Raw genomic sequence first — 15763 nt, 5'->3', positions numbered from 1 at the left:
GCGTCAGCCCTCCAGCCGCTGCTCCGCGACGCTCTCGCCCAGCCGGCGCAGGCGGTTGCGCAGGCTCAGGATGTACACCTCCGGTGGCACCTCCTCGCCAAGCGTCCACGCGCGCACGGGTCGGCGCGTGGCGGTGTCCAGCAGCAGGTCCAGCACGCGCAGGGTCATCACGCGGTTCTCGCGCGCTTCCGCGAGGAGGTCCGGCAGGGTCATGTCGGCCAGGGCCGTGGTCTTGCGCAGGGGGAGGGCGTCAGCGTCGGCGCCCAGGCCGATCCGCATCTCCATCTGCGCCTTGCGTTCCATGCCAATCGCGGTTCTCAGGGCGTCCTCGGCGCCGGCGGCCCAGCTAGTGCCCGTCAGGAGCTGCGCGTGCTCGGCGCTCAGCGTGTCCAGGGCGGCGCGGACATCGGGCGTGAGGGTCGTCTGCGCCTCGTCGCGCAGGGCGTCCAATGGATGGGGGTCGGAAGCGGCCATGATTCCCTGAGTCTGCCGTATCCGGCGGCGTGGTTGGTGGTTCCATACCATGGCCGTGGCGTCCCGCTCCGCCGTGGACTGCGAGCGCGGCGTCGTCCATCCGGTCGGTCGGCCCGGAGCCGTCCTGAGCGCATGGCCTCTATGCTGGTGCGAATGCAGCACACCCGAACGTGGTCCGACGTGTATGGCAGCGCCTGGGGCAGTTTCGAGGGCCGTCCGGGGGGGCACACGTGGCTGGTGGCGGCGCCGCCGGACCTGGCCGGCACCCTGGCCGCGCACCTGGAGGGCGTGGACGGCAAGGGCCGCGTGGCGCTGGTCGTGCACGACGGCGTGACGCCGCTGCTGGCCGCCGTGCAGGCGACCGGGCCGCGCGGGGTCCTGGTGGTGGCAGAGCGGGCACTGTCGTCGGGGAGGGCGGTGACGGTGCCGGAGCGGATGGTGGAGGACGCGGGCGGCGTGCCCTACGCCGAGGGCGGCGAGTTTCCCGCATGGACCGGTGCGGACGCCGCAAGCGGCGACCCGGGCGAGTGCGCGGCGGCCAGCGCTGTGGCCTCGCTGGGGCTGCCGGTGGTGGTCACGGCGCCAGACACGCTGCGCGCGGCGCTGGAGGCATGGATGGACCGCACGCCGCACGGCCGCTGAGCGCGGCGCTCAGGGCAGCGGCAGCGGCGCCATCTGGCAGTTCTCGCCGGGCACGGCGGGCGCGTCTGGCGACACCACGACCGTCTCCTTCAGGCCCACGAAGCCCTGACAGCGCGCCATGGCGCGCAGGTACGCCGGGTCGTTCAGGGCGGTCTTGGCGTCCCGCAGGATCTGCAGGTCGCGTTCCAGCAGGGCGATACGGGCCCGGGTGTCCTTCGTCTCGCGCGACCACGTCACAGTGCGGTACGCGGTGTTGCCCAGCTGGAACGACAGCTGCACGATGCCCAGCGCAGCCAGCAGGCTGGTGAGCATCATCGCGACGGGCAAGCGGGTGGCCTGCCGCCACCACGACCCGCGCGGCCGGGCGGGGGGGGGAGCGGGCGCGTCGTCCATCCGGTGCAGCATACCGCCGGCGTCTGAGCGCGGGCACTACACTGCCCCCATGACGGCCGACACGACGGGCGCTCCGGGACGGATTCCGGCGCTGAACTGGCAGGACGCGCGGCGCTGCACCATCCAGCTGCGCTACAGCGACCTGGACGCCATGGGTCACATCAACAACGCGCGCTACGCGGAGTTCCTGGAGGTCTCGCGCATGGACCTCTCGGCCGCGCTGGGCATCCGTGACGTGGACGACCTGTCGGTGCTGGCGCGCCTGGAACTGGATTACGTGGGCGAGCTGCGCCTGGGGCAGGAGGTGGTGATCGAGTCGCTGGTCGAGCGCGTGGGCCGCACGAGCTGGGTGGTGGTGTCGCGCTTCATCGCAGACGGCGTGCCCTGCGCCTTCGCGCGCAGCGTGCAGGTCAGCGTGGACGAGGCCCACGCGCCGCGCGTCCTGCCCCCGGATTTTGCCGCGCGGGTGGATGCCGTTCTGGTGCGCCCATGACCCGCGCCAGCTACGAGGACCGCGTGCTGTACCAGGGCGATCCGTGGGTGCGCCTGGACACGCTGCCCCGGCTGCTCGCGGAGGGCTGGCGGCGCAGCCTCTCGGACGGCGGCGTGGTCAGCGTGGTGCGCACGCCCTTCCAGTGGGCGATGGGCAGCCCCGTGATCGAGATCGAGACGGGCGGCTACATGGGCGACGTGGGCCTGTACGTGCCGGAGGTGCAGCTGCCGGAAGCGCTGGCGCTGCTGGGCCTGGACGCCCTGCCCGCTGACCCGGACGACTTCCCGGAAGATTAGTCCGGCCGGCGACAGGGCCGCAGGCGCCGGGGTATTGTGCCGATGACGAGTCAGCGCCTGCCCCTGCCTGGAAGCGATCCCACGGCCTTCTTTCCCCTTGTCTCAGGAGTTCCCATGACCATCCCCTCCACCCCGGAAGCCATCAGCATCGGCGTCGATGTCGGCGGCACCAAGATCGCCACCGGTGTCCTGCGCGGCGACGAACTGCACGACCGCCACGTCCAGCCCACCCCGGAAACCGGCTGGGAGGCCGTACTGGACGCCATCGCCGCGCAGGTCAGCGCCCTGCAGGAACGCCATCCGGACGCCCGGCTGGTCGGCGTCGGGATTCCCGGTCCGCTGAACAGCGACCGCACGCGCGTGAAGTTCGCGCCGAACATCTACGGCTTCACCGACGTGCCCATGGTGGACGGCCTGCGCGAACGCCTGGGGCAGCGCATCGTGCTGGAGAACGACGCCAAGGCCGCCGCGCTGGCCGAGGCCCACCTGGGCGCGGCGCGCGGCGCGGAGAGCAGCGTGTACGTGACCGTCAGCACCGGCATCGGCGCGGGCATCGTCCTGAACGGCCGCATCTGGCGCGGCCGGCACGGCATCGCCGGGGAACTCGGGCACGTCACCGTCATGCCGGGCGGCCCGGTCAGCGGCGCGGGCCTGGACGGCGCGCTGGAAGCGATTGCCAGCGGCACCGCCATCGCGCGCGACGCCAGTTACGCCCTGAACCGCGACGTGAGCACCTCCGAGGCCTTCGAGCTGGCGCAGCAGGGCCACCCCGGCGCGCGGCGCGTGGTGCAGCAGGCCATGAAGCACATCGGCGTGGCGCTCGCCGACCTCCAGAAGGTTATCGACCCGGAGGTCTTCGTGATCGGCGGGGGCGTCGCCAGCGTGGGGGACTACTTCTTCCTGGGCGTGCAGAAGGCCGCCGACGAGTACGCGCAGGGCTTCGCGCCCGTCACCATCCGCCGCGCGCAGCTCGGCACGGACGCCGGCGTGATCGGCGCCGCCCTGGCCGCCCGCCACGGCTGACATGACTCCGCTGGCGGACGCCGAGGCGTTTGCCCGACCCCGCTACGCCGAAGCCCACCGGCACTACCACACCGCCGCGCACATCCAGGCCGTCATCGACGCGCTGGACGCACGCGGCGTCCTCACGCCCGCCATGGCGCTCGCGGCGTGGGGCCACGACCTGATCTACGATCCGCGCGCCAGCGACAACGAGGAGCGCAGCGCCGACGAATTCGACGGGTGGCTTGCCGCGCAGGGTGCCGCTGATGCCCTGCGCCGGGACGTGCGGGCGCTAATCCTCGCCACCCGCCATACCTCGCCCCCGGCCACCCGCGCCGAGGCCCTGTTCGTGGACGCAGATTTGAGCATTCTCGGGGCGGCGCGCGAGGCCTTTGGCGCTTATGACCGCGCGATCCGCAAGGAGTACGCCCACGTTCCGGATGACGCCTACCGCGAGGGCCGCGCGCAGGTGCTCCGCCACTTCCTGAACCGCGAACGCATCTACACCACGCCGGAATTCAGCGATCTGGAGCCGCAGGCGCGGGCGAACCTGCAGGCGGCGGTGGCCCAGCTGACGATGCGGTGAACGGGGCTATCTCTCCCGTCCCAGGGGCAAAAAGACGAAGCATCCCACCCTGCGCCTGACCGAAAGCCATCGTGCGCGAAGCGCGCGGGCAGTGACGGCGTGAACGCACGAGGCACGGACGCGGCCCCACGCCAACGGGACTTTAGATAAGGCCAGCCCGAATGACGTAGCGACCACCTGCCCAGCGCAGCGCTGCTCTCCCTGCCCCTTTGGGGGAGGGGCTGGGGGGTGGGGAAGCCCACCGCAGGCGCAGACCTCCCACTCCAGCTAAGCCAGCCCACCCCGCAGATACGTCACCACATCCGCCGCCGTGTACCCCACCGGCCAGTCGGTGAGCGCGCTCACGCCGTCCCCGCTGGTCAGGAGGGGCAGTTCCTCATAGCCGCCCTTCTGGATCTGGGCGTGCCCGGCGTCGGCCATCAGCGCGTTGCACAGGCATTTGCGGCCCACCGTGTCTTCCAGCTTGCCGTCCTTACTCAGGAAGGCGTCCACGGGTTCGGCGGGGCAGCGCAGGCCGACCTTGCCGACCTCGTCGCGGTACGCCTCGCGCAGGTAGCCGATGTCGCAGATGCGCGGGCGGGCCACGTACAGCTCCTCGTTGGAGAGGGTGTCCGGCAGCGTGACGACCTTGAAGGGGAAGCCGGTGGGCGACGCCAGGGGATCGGTGTACACCTGAAGGCGCTGCGTCTGGGCACGTTCCTGCACCTGGGTGCGGAGGTCGTCCTGGAAGCCGGATTCCTTGCAGTACGCGAACAGGGTGCCGACCTGGATGCCGGCGGCGCCCTCGGCAAGGGCGTTGCGCAGGGCGTCGGGCGAGCCGGCACCGCCCGCGAGCCAGAAGGGCAGGCCGATCTTGCGCATCTCCGCGAGGTCGGCGAGGTCGCGTTCGCCGTAGATGGGCTGGCCGGTCTCGTCGTAGGTGACGGTGCCGCGTGGCGGGGCGTTGTGGCCGCCGGCGGTGGGCGCCTCGATGATGAAGCCCTCGATACTGCCGGTCGCCTTCTTGGCGAGCACGCTGGCCAGCACGTGAGACGTGACGATGGGATAGAAGCGGGGGCGCGTGAGGGTGCGCCCAGCGAAGCCGTAGTCGGCCGGGTCGAAGGTGAGCAGCACCGGGTCGCCGGTCGAGTCGCCCTTGATGTCCAGGCGGATCGAGGCGGGCTTGCCCTGCGCGAAGGCGTCGAGCACGCCGGGAATGTCGCGCGGGATGCCGGCGCCCATGATGACGGTGTCCACCCCGGCGAGCAGGCAGCCGTACAGGGCGGGCAGGGTATGCATCTGGAGTTTGGTCAGCAGGTTCGCGCCGACGGGATTGGCGTGGCCCTGCTTGGCCAGCCAGACCTCGACGAAGCCGCCCATGACGGCGAGTTCCCACGCGACGCGGTGGTTTTTCAGGCTGGGCAGCGGCACGCGCTTGTAGCTCTGGCCGGGGGCGCGCCCGCCTTCCAGGTAGTAGTCGGCAACGGCCTTCTGGGCGCGGTCCTGATCGGGGTAGGCGGCGAGGGCGGCGCGGACGTGGCCGCCGGGGTCGCCGTCCTGCAGGCGGCGCACGAGGAGGTTGTCGATGCCGGTGGCGGAGATCACGCCGAGTTCGCCCATGCTGGACACGGCGCGGGCGAGTTCCCAGCCGGAGATGGCCACGCCCATGCCCCCCTGGATGATGCGGGGCAGCGTGGTGGGGGGAGTGGGGGTTGCTACGGTCATGGGGTCACCTGGAACCGCGCGGCGGGCCGAAGTCTGGCGCGGGTGCTGCCCCCAGTATTCACCGAGTTTCTGACAGAGAGGTCAATGTGGAACACGGTCAAGCGAACCCGTCCGGGCGCGCCGGTCAGGGCACATCTGCCCAGGACGTGATGGCCCGCAGGGGGGTGCCCTCGGCATCGGTGGGCGGGGCGGCGGTGTCGTACGCGGCGAGCGCGCGGAAATCCAGGCCGGTGAGGTCCTGAAGGTGCAGGACGGTGGTGAGGTAGGTCGTGACGTCGGGCGCGGCGCCGTCGCCCCCGGGCGAGACCGGTCGCCGGGGCAGGCCCAGCAGGTCACGCTGCGACACCAGGAACGCGGTGACCTGCAGCGCGCCGTTCTGGACGCGCAGCACGAGCTTCCAGAACTGGAGGGGCACGCGCAGCTCGCGGCCGGCGGTGTCGGTGTACACGGGATCGTCCGGGGCAAACACAGGACCCTGGAGCACGCTCAGGCGCGAGCGGTCGAGGGTCGCGCCGAATTCCAGATAGTGGCGCTCCACGCCCTGCCAGTACGTGACGGACTCGTTGAACAGCCAGTGCTGCGGCGAGCAGTTCGTGAAGTGGAAGGTGTCCGCGTTCGCCCGCGCGGCCCGCTCGGGCGTGCCCCACGTGGGATCGCTGCGGCGCGTCAGGTGCCCGCGGTCGAAGGTGCGGCTGTTCGCCGAGTAAAAGGGCTGCGTGACGGTCAGGGCCGGGTCGATGCGGGTGTCCTCGAACCACGTGTCGCCCTCGGCGTCCGCGCTGGGCTGCCCGGTGCCCCGGTCGATGGGAATGTACGTGCTGCCGTCGATGTTCGTGGCGGTCAGGATGGCCAGGCGCCGCGCGGCGTTCATCACGATGCTGAAATGCTGGTACTTCAGCTCTCCCCGACTGTCGCCGGACCGCAGCGGCGCGACCTGCTCCCGCACCGGCGCCACGATGTCCGCCACGGACAGCGTCACGCCGGGCAGGAAGGCGGGATCGAAGCCGCGCCGGTTGGCGTAGTCCCGGTCGATCCGCACCCGCTCTGCCGGGGCCGGGAGGGTCGTGCTCCCGCCTGGACTCACGGCCACACGTCCCGGCGTGCCCAGCCGCACCGTGATCTCCAGCGGCACGCTCAGGTGCGCTTCCACGGTCGCCGGCGCCGGCGCACTGCGCTGCGTGGGTGCGCTGCGCTCGGCGGTGCCCAGCACGGGCAGTCCAGCTGTGCCCGGCTGCGGTCGCGGCAGGGGCGGGGCGGCCAGCACCTCCTCCAGGTACGGACGGGCCGCGGCCGGCAGCGTCGGGAGGGCGGCGCGCAGGGCCTCCACGATGGCGCTGATCCGCACGCCCTCGTTCACCTGGGTGCCCAGGGGCGTGCCGTCGGGGCCGGTGGTGCCCAGGTGCGGCGAGCCCCAGTGGTGCAGGGCGACGACCTCCCACGCGTCGTTGAAGACCGGTGAGCCGCTGGAGCCGCCCTCGGTGTCGGCCTCGTAGTGCAGCACCATGTCGGTGCGCGCCACGATCCGGTTGCCGCGCAGCACGACCTTCTTGAAGTCCCCGCCGGGGTGCTGGACGATGTTCACGGTGGCGCCCTTGGCGTGCTTGTCGGGCCGGTCACTCAGCGGGCAGGAGCCCTGCGCGGCCAGCGACCCCGTGCCGCTCAGACGGTCGCCCACCGCGACCAGCGTGAAGTCCAGACCCTCCCAGCTGACCGCGTGGAAGAACAGATCGGGGCGCAGGGCGTACACGTCGGGCGTGCGCGGAATGGCGTCCTCGCCCAGCTCGTAGTTGAACTGTGCCCACGCGTCCCCGGCGGCGGCGACGTCCTCCAGCACGTGATTATTCGTGATCAGCACGCGCGGAGTGACCAGAAAGCCCGTGCCCAGCGGCGTGCGTCCCGCGTCGGTCACGAGGCGCGCCACCGGCCCGGCGGCCCGCGCGCCCACGGTGAGGAACACGGCGTCCACGAAGTCCGCCTCGGCCCAGACCTTCTCGGCGTCCACGGGGGCGGCGCCGCTCATGTGCGTCTCGAACCGCGCCCGGCGACCGGCATCGTCCTCCGCGAGGTCCGGGCGGCCGGCCCCGATCTCCGCGCGCGACCGCTGCCGCTGCGCGCGCGTGTGCTCGAGGCGCTGTTCGACGATTCTCTGCAAGTCCTGTGGCTGGTACATACGCCTCCCGGAATCGGGGCGGGTGGGGGCCGTCACCGTCCCCGCCAGCTTACCGGCGGCCGGTGACCGGGCCGTGATCGCGCCGCAGGGCCCTCAGCGCGCGCGGTCACGGCCGGCGGCCTTGGCCTGGTACAGCCGGCCGTCGGCCAGGTCGAGCAGCGCGACCGGATCGCGGGTCTCGCTGGCGTACGCCAGGCCCGCGCTGATGGTCATGGCGGGCAGGCCGCTCAGGTGCATGGCCCGCACGGCGTCCAGGGCGGCGTCCACCAGCGCGCGGGCCCGTGGGCGGGGCACGCCGGGCAGGATCACCAGGAATTCCTCGCCGCCCCAGCGGACGACCGTGCCGCTCTGCCCGAAACTATGCGTCAGGGACTCCGCGACCGCGACCAGCATCCGGTCGCCCTGCTGGTGCCCCAGTGTGTCGTTGATCTGCTTGAAGTGGTCGAGGTCAAAGAGCGCCACGGCGACCTCGCCACCCGGTTCCGGACCGTCCAGCAGGGCGCCGAGCACGTCGCTGCCGGCCCGGCGGTTGTGCGCGCCGGTCAGGGGGTCGCGGTAGGCCAGGGTGTGCAGGGCGTCGCTGCGCCCGCGCTCACGGCTGACCTCGCGGCCGTGCACGGTCAGGTACCACACCAGCGGCAGCGTGAGCCCCACCAGCAGCACGCCCGGCACGTCCGGCGCGCGCGACACCGTGGCCGCGCCGGCCAGCACCGCATAGCTGCTCCCCAGCACCACGGTCGCCACGCGCGGCGGCAGCCACGTGTACGCGAACAGCGCCAGGATCACCGCGTGGATCAGCAACCCCGAGGTGATCGGCCGCCCGGTCTGGTACACGCTCACGAGGTTCAGCACGAACAGCGCGCAGACCATCCCGACCACGATGTGCTGCAGGCGCCGCAGCGGAAACGCCGGCCACAGCACCAGGCCGGTGAGCAGGAGCGTGATGGCCAGGCTGGAGGCGGCCTGCGTGACGCGCCCGCTGCCGTGATGCCAGAAGTACACCAGCGTGACCACGTGGATCACGTCGGCGAGCACCGCCAGCGCCGCCAGGACCCGGCGCTGGCCGGCGTCGTCCGGGGGACGGGCAGTGGTCGACGCGTCTCGCAGCATTCCTCAGCACCCTCCGGGGGCCGCGGCAGCCCGCGCTGCCCATCCCGCCGGCGTCAGTGTACCGGCTGCAGAATGAGCGCAGGTGTCAACGGGCGCCTGAACGGCCACGAAAAGCCTGAGCGCCGACTTCAGCGCGTGTCCGGCCCGCCCCCGAGTTCCGCGAGCACCTCCGCCGTGTGCTGGCCGGGGGTGGGCGGCGCGCGTCGCACCGGCAGGGCCTCGCCGTCGAAGCGCCACGGGGGCGACGTGACGGTCGTCTCGCCCAGCGTGGGGTGCGGCACCGTGACGGCCACGCCGCGGCCCTGCACATGCGGATCGGCAAAGACCTCCGCGAGGTCGTTCACGGGGCCGCAGGGCACGCCCGCCACGTCCAGCCGCTCCATCAGCTCCTGGCGGGTGAAGGCCGCGAGCGCCCCGACCATCCGCGCGTCCAGGGCGGCGCGGTGCTCGACGCGCCCCTCGTTGGTGGCGAAGCGCGGGTCCGCGCCGAGTTCCGTGAGTTCCAGCGCCGCGCAGAAGCGCCGCCACAGCGCGTCGTTGCCCACCGCGATGTTCACGTATCCGTCGCCACAGCGCACCGTGCCGTACGGCACGATGGAGCGGTGGTCGTTGCCCACGGGCACCGGCACCTCCCCCGTGGCGAGGTAACGGCCTACCTGCGAGGAACCCAGCGAGATCACGCTCTCGAGCAGGTTCACGTCCACCCGCGTGCCCACGCCGGTCTTCTCGCGCTGGTACAGCGCCGCCAGGATCGCCTGCGTGATCAGCGCGCCGCTGAACACGTCCGCCACGGCCACGCCCACCCGCAGCGGCGGGCCGCCCACGTCGCCGTTGTAGCTCATCATGCCGCCCATGCCCTGCGCAACGACGTCGTAGCCGGCGCGGTCACGGTACGGCCCGCTCAGGCCGAAGCCCGTGATGGTCGCGTAGATCAGGCGCGGGAACTCGGCGTGCAGCGCGTCCCAGCCCAGGCCCAGACGGTCCAGCGTGCCGGGCCGGAAGTTCTCGACCAGGACGTCGCTGCCCGCCACCAGCGCCCGCGCCGCGTCCAGGCCCGCCGGCGCCTTCAGGTCGAGGATCACGCTGCGCTTGTTGCGGTTCACGCTCAGGAAGTAACTCGACTCGCGCCCGCCTTCGCCCATCTGGAAGGGCGGCCCCCACCCGCGCGTGTCGTCCCCACCGGGCGGCTCGACCTTGATCACGTCCGCGCCCAGGTCACCGAGCAGCATGGTGGCAAAGGGGCCGGTCAGCACGCGCGTGAAATCGGCCACCCGCACGCCGGACAGCGGCAGGGTGGGGATCATGGAAACACCGTGGGGCGGGGCATGGCGGGGCACCTCCGGGCACAACTGCGTGCAGCGGAGTGTAGCCCGGACAGCGCGGGGGCGGCGGAGGGTGCTGTCCGGCCCAGACGACCGTGCCCGGTGCGTCCCGAATCCGTGAACAGCGCGCGCATGGGCGCCGACCGACAGTGTCCTGACGGTCACAGTCGTAGACTCCGCTTCTGACCTTCAGGAGGTTCCCATGACCACGACCACCTACCTCGGCAAGCGGCGCAAGATCATCGACGGCCTGGAGAAGGTGCGGGGCCGCGCCCGGTACGCCGGCGACCTGACCCTCGCGGCGATGCTGCACGCCCGCCCGGTGCTCTCGCCGTACCCGCACGCCCGCGTCCGGGGCATCGACACGGCGGCGGCGCTGGCGGCGCCGGGCGTGGTGGCGGTGCTGACCGGAGCCGACCTGAACGGCGGCCGGGTCGCGTACTCGCGCCCGAACATGATCCTGGCCGGCGAGGAGGTCGTGTTCGCCGGCCAGCCGGTGGCGCTGGTGCTGGCCGAGACCGACGCGCAGGCCACCGACGGCGCGGCGCTGGTCGAGATCGACTACGAGGAACTGCCGGCCGTGGAGGACGCCGGGCAGGCCCTGGCGGACGAGGTGCTGGTGTGGCCGGGCGGCGTGCCGAAGGCCGAGACCAGCCTGGCCAGCCTGCACGGCGGCGAGGCCGGCGCTGAGGCCGCGCACACGCCCACCAACATCGACGAGGCGCGCACCTTCGAGCGCGGCGACGTGGACGCCGCCCTGAGGAGCGCGCACGCGGTCGTGGAGGGGACGTACGTGAACGCGCCGGTGCACCAGTCGTACCTGGAGCCGCACGCGGTGGTGGCGGAACCCGGCCGGCGGCCCGGTCAGGTGACGGTGTACACCAGCACGCAGGGCCAGTACACCGTGCGCAATGAGGTCGCGGGCGCGCTGGGCCTGCGCGAGGGCGACGTGCGGGTGGAACCCATGACCGTCGGCGGGGGCTTCGGCGCGAAGTACGGCATCACCGACGCGCTGGTCACGGCCGCCGCGCTGCACATGGACCGCCCGGTGCGGATGGTGCTCACGCGCACCGAGGACATGCTGACCACCATGCCGGCCCCCGGCACGCGCATCACCGTGAAGCTGGGCGCCGACGCCGACGGCACCATCGTCGGGCTGGACGTGCACGCCGTGATCGAGAACGGGGTGTTCCGCTTCGGGCACGCGGGCATCATCGCCACCATCATCGGCGGGATGTACCGCTGCAAGGATGTCCGGGTCCGCACGCAGGAACTGCTGCTCAACCGCGCGGCCAGCGGCGCGTACCGTGCGCCCGGCATGCCGCAGGCGCTGTTCGCGCTGGAGAGCGCCGTGGACGACCTCGCGCAGGCGCTGGGCACCGATCCCCTCACGCTGCGCGTGAAGAACGCCGTGCAGGCCGGCGACGCCACTGGCACCGGCCGTCCGTGGCCGGACATCGGCCTGCACGCGTGCCTGGAGCGCGTGCGCGAGCATCCGCTGTGGCAGGAGCGGGGCCGCGTGCCGAACGAGGGCGTGGGCCTCGCCATCGGCGGGTGGCCGGGCGCGTTCTCGCCCACCGGCGCGGTGTGCCGCGTGGACACCGACGGCACTGTGCGGCTGCACGTCGGCAGCGTGGACATCAGCGGCGTGCACAGCTCGATGGTGCTGATCGCGGCCGAGACGCTGGGCGTCGATCCGGACACCGTGGAGATCGTGCAGGGCAGTACCGACAGCGGCCCCTACGCGCCGGGCTCCGGCGGCTCGCAGATCACCATCAGCCTGTCGGGCGCGGTGCTGGACGCCAGCACGCAGGTGCGCGAGCAGCTGATCGACCTCGCTGCCCGGCACTTCGAGGCGCACCGCGACGACATCGAACTGGAGGGCGGCAGCGCCCGCGTGGCCGGCGTGCCCGACAAGACCATCACCATCGGCAAGCTCGCCGCGCTGGGGCAGCGCACGGCCGGCGGCCCCGGACCGGTGGTGGCCGAGGGCCGCGCGGCCCTGAAGGCGGGCGCGCCGGGCTTCACCGCGCAGCTCGTGCACGTGCGCGTCGATCCGGACACCGGGCATGTCGCCCTGCTGGGCGCGGCCACCATCCAGGACGTCGGCTACGCGCTGAACCCCATGCTGGTGGAGGGCCAGATGCAGGGCGGGATGGCGCAGGGCCTGGGCATCGGCCTGTACGAGGGCCAGCGCTTCGAGCACGGCGCGCTGGGCAACCCCAATTTCATGGAATACGCCTTTCCCACTGCCACCGACATCCCGCCCATCGACGCGGTGATCGTCGAGCAGCCGTCCGAGCACGGGCCGTTCGGCGCGCGCATCGTGGGCGAGCCGCCCATCACCGCCGGGGCCGCGGCCGTGGCGAACGCGATCCGGGATGCGGTGGGCGTGCGGGTCACGGAGCTGCCGGTGACGGCGGAGCGGGTGTGGACGCTGCTGCGTGACCGGGCGACCGCCGCGGACTGACCATTCGAGGCCACTGCAGGGGACCTGGGCGGGAAGCACGCCTGCCCGGTATCCTCATGGCTGTGCTGGAGGAGCAGGAGCGGCTCTGCGCGAACCTCTCCATGCGGCTCATCTCCCACCGCACCGAACGCGCTCAACACGGTGCGTTCGCCGATGCTGAAGTACGCGCAGCAGGCTCTGTCGGGCCGCCACTCTCCCGCCCTCCTCGACAGGGTTGGCCTCTCGGTGAACGAATCGTGCGTCATGCTCCAGCCCTGTCCCCTGCGACACGGTGCCCTGCCTGGACTACGCGCACAAACGCAAACCCCCGCGCTGGGCGGGGGTTTTCCTGGCGGGCCCTGCAGGACTTGAACCTACGACCCTCGGTTTTGGAGACCGATGCTCTACCAACTGAGCTAAGGACCCTGGGATGTCGGTGCGCGCCGGGCGCGTCCGAGCCTGTGCAGAGTAGCAGAGACGTGCGGGGCGTGCAAGGCGCGCCGGCGGCCCTCAGATCACGCCGCCCCCGAGCATCAGGCGCAGGGCCGCGAGGATCGCCACGACGGCGCTGAGGGTGGTCGCGGTGCGGTCCCTGCTCAGCGCGCCGAAGACCAGACCGAGGACCGCGGGCGGCAGCACGAAGACCCAGTTCAGCCAGCCGAGCAGCGGCAACAGACCCAGGATCAGGCCGAGCGCCGCGAGGATGCCGAAGATCAGGGACAGAACTCTCATACCCAGGGATACGCTGCCTCAGCGCGGGGCGTTCCCCTACGCCTGACCGCGCATGCCCTGCTCGGCGATGCGGGCCTCGGCGGGCTCGTCTTCCCCGCCGTCCTTCACCGCGTGGGCGCTCATGCCCCACTGGTGGCCGCTGCTCTGCGCGCCCGACAGGATCACGCGGGCCAGTTCGCCCAGCGTAGCGCCGCCGGCGCGGACGTCCATGCGGAACTCGCGGCGCAGTTCGTCCAGGCTGGTGTCGTCCAGCATGAGTTCGGTGCCGTAGCGCAGGGTGGTGGGCGGCACGATCAGCAGGTCGGCCTCGCCGGGCCTGACCGCGTGCCGGAAGCAGCGGCCCGTCAGCAGGCCCGCCACCGTCGTGACCTTGCCGAAGGTCTTGTTCTCCACCGCGCGCACCTCCAGCGTGAGGCCCTGGATGGCGCGCAGGGGCTCCACCGCGCGGTCAAGCGAGTCCGCGAACAGCGATCCGGTGCCCAGGATGACCGTCTTCGGTTCGGGCAGCGCCGCCGGCAGCTCCGGCAGGCCCTCGGTGAGGAAATCGCGGATCATGCCCACGCCGTTTTCCAGCATGGGGAAGCCCTCGTACTCCTCCTCGGGGGGAAGGGGCTCGCCGGCCAGCAGGTACAGTTCGTCGGACGGAAACACGAAGCGGGTGCCGCGCTCCGCGAGAAACTGCCGGCGCCACACGTTCAGGCGCCTGAGGGTGTCCTGCGCCTCCTCGCGCGTGAAGGTGCGGACGTCCGGCAGGTTCGTGCGGTGCGACGTCAGGCCGATTGGCACCACCGCCGCCGACAGCACGTTCGGGCGGCTCGACAGGTACTCGACCGTCTCGTCGAGGTGCTCGCGGTCGTTGCGCTCCGGCACCAGCACGATCTGGGTGTAGAGGTCGATGTCCTCCAGCCGCTCGATCATGTTCCGGATCTGCACTGCCTGCGGATCCTTCACCTTCAGGCGCCACCACTTCATCATGTCCTGGCGCAGGTCCTGGTTGGCGGTGTGGACCGACACGTACAGCGGCGACAGGTTCTCGTCCTGAATGCGCTGGATGTCCGTTTCCGTCAGGTTCGTGAGGGTCACGAAGGAGCCGTACAGAAACGACAGCCGGAAGTCGTCGTCCATGATGTACAGGCTCTTGCGGAAGCCGCGCGGCATCTGGTGCACGTAGCAGAAATCGCACTTGTTGGCGCACTTGCGGATGCCGTCGAACAGCACTTCCTCGAACTCCAGGCCAGGGTCTTCCCACTCGACCGTGAAGGTGAAGGTCTCGTCCAGGCTGGGCGGCGCCGGCAGCAGCAGGCGGTGGTGGTCCTGCGCGGTGCCGGGCACGCCGGTCATGACCTGCGGGGCCAGCCGCGGCCGGGCGATCTCCAGCGTGGCCGGCCCCTGCGACAGCGCGTGCCGGTACGCCAGCACGTCCGTGACCGGCTGGCCGTTCACGCGCAGCAGCACGTCCCCCGGCTGCACGCCGGAGCGCTCGGCCGCACTGCCCGCCTCCACCGACTTGATCGGCGCGGGGTACAGCGTGTCCTGAAGTTCTACGGCGGCCGTCACGGTCATGCACCTCCACAGCGGAGCGCGTCAGAGGCCCCGGTCAAGCACAGCAGCATAGCAGAAGCGCGCCGCGCAAGTGTCGCGCGGCGCACCGTACGCTCCACTCACGTCCGCCGGAAGGCCCCATCCCGCAGCACCGGCACTGCGCCGCTGACATGGACCTGCGCGGCGAGGTCCACATCCGCCGCGAAGCCGCGCCCGATCAGTTCCCGGCCGGACGAGCAGTCCCGCACGATCCGGGGCAGGTCGGCCCGGGCCGCGAGGAACGCCCGCGCGGCGGCCTCCGCCTCGGGCGAGGCGTCACCGGCCAGCGCCGAGATGACCGCGCCGGCCCCCAGCCAGTCCTCCAGGGCGGGACGCAGCGTGCCGTCCGGCCAGCGTTCGCCGGCGGGCACGACCAGCACGCGGCCCGCTCCGCGCAGGTGCTCCCCCACCGCCCGCGCGTTGCAGAGGCACGCGGCGTACACGGCCGCGCCGGTTTCGGCAGCCAGGGCACACAGCGTCCCGCCGTTCGGAGACGGCAGCACCAGCGTCTCGCCCACCGGAATGGCAATCAGGGACGACGGGGATAGGGAGTAACCGTCCGCGGAGCCCCGCTCTGAACTCGCCAGCACGGCTCCGTGGGCCTGCGCGAAGGCGGCGGCCGAGTCGTCCCGCCAGCGGTAGGGCAACACGGCCGCGCCGCGCGACACCGCCACGTCCACGCAGGTCGTGAAGGACAGCACGTCCACGATCACCACGGCGTCGGCCTGCGGGGCGAGGCGCCGCACGGCCGCCTCGCCCCACTCACAGCGCACGCGGAAGGCCGACTGGTCGAAGAACACGCCCCGCAG

The 15763-nt window shown here is 72.1% G+C and carries 15 protein-coding genes and 1 tRNA gene; 6 read left to right on the top strand and 10 right to left on the bottom strand.

Annotation, left to right across the window (positions count from 1 at the left end; genetic code table 11):
* Nucleotides 1-3: 3 nt before the first annotated feature.
* Nucleotides 4-474, bottom strand: a complete 471-nt coding sequence (locus tag HNQ07_RS14320; RefSeq protein WP_184112947.1) for a hypothetical protein — start codon at nt 472-474, stop codon at nt 4-6.
* A 153-nt stretch (nt 475-627) separates the two neighbouring features.
* Here HNQ07_RS14320 and HNQ07_RS14315 point away from each other — a divergent pair, with 153 nt between their 5' ends.
* Complete coding sequence (locus HNQ07_RS14315) at nt 628-1116, top strand: hypothetical protein (RefSeq protein WP_184112945.1); 489 nt, start codon at nt 628-630, stop codon at nt 1114-1116.
* Nucleotides 1117-1125: 9 nt separating this feature from the next.
* Here HNQ07_RS14315 and HNQ07_RS14310 read toward each other — a convergent pair whose 3' ends face one another.
* Complete coding sequence (locus HNQ07_RS14310; protein WP_229832014.1) at nt 1126-1509, bottom strand: cell division protein FtsB; 384 nt, start codon at nt 1507-1509, stop codon at nt 1126-1128.
* A gap of 49 nt (nt 1510-1558) precedes the next feature.
* Between HNQ07_RS14310 and HNQ07_RS14305 the strand changes: the two genes are divergently transcribed.
* The 4 genes from HNQ07_RS14305 (at nt 1559) to HNQ07_RS14290 (ending at nt 3886) form a co-directional block, all read left to right on the top strand.
* On the top strand, nt 1559-2002 hold the full coding sequence (locus HNQ07_RS14305) for an acyl-CoA thioesterase (protein WP_184112941.1): 444 nt from the start codon (nt 1559-1561) through the stop codon (nt 2000-2002).
* Nucleotides 1999-2298: a hypothetical protein gene (locus HNQ07_RS14300; RefSeq protein WP_184112939.1), complete on the top strand. Its 300-nt coding sequence runs from the start codon at nt 1999-2001 to the stop codon at nt 2296-2298. The genes HNQ07_RS14305 and HNQ07_RS14300 overlap by 4 nt, the downstream gene beginning before the upstream one ends.
* 114 nt (nt 2299-2412) lie before the next feature.
* Entirely contained in the window at nt 2413-3321 is a 909-nt protein-coding gene (locus HNQ07_RS14295; RefSeq protein WP_184112937.1) for an ROK family protein, read from the top strand.
* A 1-nt stretch (nt 3322) separates the two neighbouring features.
* Nucleotides 3323-3886 (top strand): HD domain-containing protein, encoded by a 564-nt coding sequence (locus HNQ07_RS14290; protein ID WP_184112935.1) that lies wholly within the window; start codon nt 3323-3325, stop codon nt 3884-3886.
* Nucleotides 3887-4153: 267 nt separating this feature from the next.
* On the opposite strand, the gene HNQ07_RS14285 is transcribed toward HNQ07_RS14290, so the two are convergent.
* The 4 genes from HNQ07_RS14285 to HNQ07_RS14270 all read right to left on the bottom strand — a co-directional run bounded on the left by HNQ07_RS14285 (nt 4154) and on the right by HNQ07_RS14270 (nt 10174).
* Nucleotides 4154-5590, bottom strand: coding sequence for a beta/alpha barrel domain-containing protein (locus HNQ07_RS14285; protein ID WP_221275083.1), 1437 nt, complete (start codon nt 5588-5590; stop codon nt 4154-4156).
* 124 nt (nt 5591-5714) lie between these two features.
* On the bottom strand, nt 5715-7760 hold the full coding sequence (locus tag HNQ07_RS14280) for a DNA/RNA non-specific endonuclease (protein WP_184112933.1): 2046 nt from the start codon (nt 7758-7760) through the stop codon (nt 5715-5717).
* A gap of 93 nt (nt 7761-7853) precedes the next feature.
* Nucleotides 7854-8870 carry a GGDEF domain-containing protein gene (locus HNQ07_RS14275; RefSeq protein ID WP_184112931.1) on the bottom strand — a complete coding sequence of 339 codons (1017 nt, stop codon included), beginning with the start codon at nt 8868-8870 and terminating at the stop codon, nt 7854-7856.
* 128 nt (nt 8871-8998) lie between these two features.
* The gene (locus HNQ07_RS14270; protein ID WP_184112929.1) at nt 8999-10174 is read right to left on the bottom strand and encodes a CaiB/BaiF CoA transferase family protein; all 1176 of its coding nucleotides are present in this window, start codon (nt 10172-10174) and stop codon (nt 8999-9001) included.
* A gap of 220 nt (nt 10175-10394) precedes the next feature.
* Between HNQ07_RS14270 and HNQ07_RS14265 the strand changes: the two genes are divergently transcribed.
* The gene (locus HNQ07_RS14265) at nt 10395-12662 is read left to right on the top strand and encodes a xanthine dehydrogenase family protein molybdopterin-binding subunit (RefSeq protein WP_184112927.1); all 2268 of its coding nucleotides are present in this window, start codon (nt 10395-10397) and stop codon (nt 12660-12662) included.
* Between the two features lie 329 nt (nt 12663-12991).
* Here the strand turns inward: HNQ07_RS14265 and HNQ07_RS14260 are convergent.
* From HNQ07_RS14260 to HNQ07_RS14245, 4 genes are all read right to left on the bottom strand, one after another.
* Nucleotides 12992-13067: transfer RNA gene (locus HNQ07_RS14260), tRNA-Trp, on the bottom strand.
* Between the two features lie 84 nt (nt 13068-13151).
* Nucleotides 13152-13373 (bottom strand): hypothetical protein, encoded by a 222-nt coding sequence (locus HNQ07_RS14255; RefSeq protein ID WP_184112925.1) that lies wholly within the window; start codon nt 13371-13373, stop codon nt 13152-13154.
* A 36-nt stretch (nt 13374-13409) separates the two neighbouring features.
* Nucleotides 13410-14936: a DUF512 domain-containing protein gene (locus HNQ07_RS14250; protein WP_184112922.1), complete on the bottom strand. Its 1527-nt coding sequence runs from the start codon at nt 14934-14936 to the stop codon at nt 13410-13412.
* A gap of 98 nt (nt 14937-15034) precedes the next feature.
* Nucleotides 15035-15754 (bottom strand): 2-phosphosulfolactate phosphatase, encoded by a 720-nt coding sequence (locus tag HNQ07_RS14245; protein WP_184112920.1) that lies wholly within the window; start codon nt 15752-15754, stop codon nt 15035-15037.
* Between the last annotated feature and the right edge of the window lie 9 nt (nt 15755-15763).

Origin of the sequence: Deinococcus metalli (genome assembly GCF_014201805.1) — a bacterium.
Taxonomy (GTDB): Bacteria; Deinococcota; Deinococci; order Deinococcales; family Deinococcaceae; genus Deinococcus; species Deinococcus metalli.
The sequence above is the reverse complement of the archived record's forward strand: the minus strand, read 5'-3'. Positions and strand labels throughout refer to the sequence as shown.